At 67.2% G+C, this 1,759-nt stretch carries 1 protein-coding gene; it reads left to right on the top strand.

What is annotated here, in order from left to right; translation table 11 throughout:
• Nucleotides 1–55: 55 nt before the first annotated feature.
• Nucleotides 56–1,744 carry an ISAzo13 family transposase gene (locus tag ABD211_RS33140; protein WP_344140482.1) on the top strand — a complete coding sequence of 563 codons (1,689 nt, stop codon included), beginning with the start codon at nt 56–58 and terminating at the stop codon, nt 1,742–1,744.
• Nucleotides 1,745–1,759 lie beyond the last annotated feature (15 nt).

Genomic DNA, 1,759 nt, shown 5'->3' with positions numbered 1-1,759 from the left:
AGGAACTGCCGAGGAATAACTTGAGCTTTTGGCGGTGCGGCGTCGTTGATGTGGTATGGCCATTGCTGTGGAGATCGAGGAGTCGCTGACGGCGAAGTTGGAGGTCCTGCTGCCGCATCTCGATGAGCGGCAGCGGCGGCTGTATCTGGCGTCGGAGGCCCGAGCGCTGGGTCACGGTGGCATCGCTGCGGTGGCCCGTGCTGCGCAGGTGAGCCGGCAGACGGTTGCCGCCGGGGTCGACGAACTCGAGGAGGGTGGACAACCATCGCGACGTACCCGCCGTCCCGGCGGTGGCCGTAAGCGTCTGGCGGACACGGATCCGCGCCTGCGTGAGGCGCTGCTGTCGCTGGTAGAACCCGACTGGCGGGGCGACCCGATGTCGCCGCTGCGGTGGACAGCGAAGTCGACCCGGCGGCTGGCCGACGAGTTGAGGCGGCAGGGTCACCAGGTGTCGGCCGACACCGTGGCAGCGCTGCTCAAGCAGGAGGGATTCAGCCTGCAGGGCAACGCCAAGATGCTGGAAGGCACCCAGCACCCCGACCGCGACGCCCAGTTCCGCTACCTCAACGAGCAGGCCCGCACCCACCGTGACGAGGGCCAACCGGTCATCAGCGTGGACACCAAGAAGAAGGAACTCGTCGGCCAGTTCAAAAACGCCGGCCAGCAGTGGCTACCTGCGGGGCAGCCGGTGGCGGTCAACGTGCACGACTTCGAGGACAAACAGTTGGGCAAGGCGGTGCCCTACGGCGTCTACGACGTGGCCACCAACGCCGGGTGGGTCAACGTCGGCACCGATGGCGACACTGCCGCGTTCGCGGTCGAGTCGATTCGCCGCTGGTGGACCACGGTCGGCCGCGACACCTACCCGGCCGCTGACCGGCTGTTGGTCACCGCCGATGCCGGCGGGTCCAACGGCTACCGCACCCGGGCCTGGAAGACCGAACTGGCCGCGCTGGCCGCGCAGGCCGGTCTGACGATCACGGTGTGCCACCTACCGCCGGGCACTTCCAAATGGAACAAGATCGAGCACAGGTTGTTCTGCCACATCACCAGCAACTGGCGCGGCCGGCCCCTGACCAGCCACGAGGTGATCGTGGAGACCATCGCCGCGACCACCACCCGCACCGGCCTACGCGTCCGAGCCGCCCTCGACACCGGCCACTACCCGACCGGCGTCAAAGTCAGCGACGCCCAGATGGCCGTACTGCCCATCACCCGCCACGCCTTCCACGGCGACTGGAACTACACCCTGCACCCCGACCGACACCACCACAACAGCACCGAACAAGACCTGCCAGTCGACCTCAACCCCGACCCGGTGCCCCCGTCCCATCCTGCCCTGACAGGAATGTCCAATGCGGACTTCGAACAGCTGGCCACCACCCTGAAAGCCTTGCGCGACAGCCGACAACGGGCCAAAGAACACAACGACGAGCAGCAAGCCCGCCGCGAAGGCAGAACCCCCCACGCGCCCCGGTCGGGCCGCCCGCCCCAGCTCGCCTTCGGCGACAAAGTCCTCGCCACCGTTCTGCACCTACGGCTGCAGCTACCCCACGAGACGCTGGCCGTCATGTTCCACAGCAACCGCAGCAGCATCCGCCGGGCCATCACCGAAGTCCGACAACTGCTGGACCAGCACGGGACCACCATCACACCGACCGACCAGCCGGCACCCCTCACGACGCTTCTGCAGACGGCGACAAAGCACACCGACCCCACCGCAAAGACCAAAACGCCGAGTTAATTATCGGCAGTCCCT

It is taken from the genome of Luedemannella flava (assembly GCF_039528515.1).
Lineage (GTDB): Bacteria > Actinomycetota > Actinomycetes > Mycobacteriales > Micromonosporaceae > Luedemannella > Luedemannella flava.
Note: the sequence above shows the minus strand (reverse complement) of the source record. Positions and strands in the feature narration are given on the sequence as shown.

Coding starts and splice junctions, on each gene's coding strand:
- ABD211_RS33140 (WP_344140482.1), top strand. CDS start 56: ATGGCCATTGCTGTGGAGATCGAGGAGTCGCTGACGGCGAAGTTGGAG.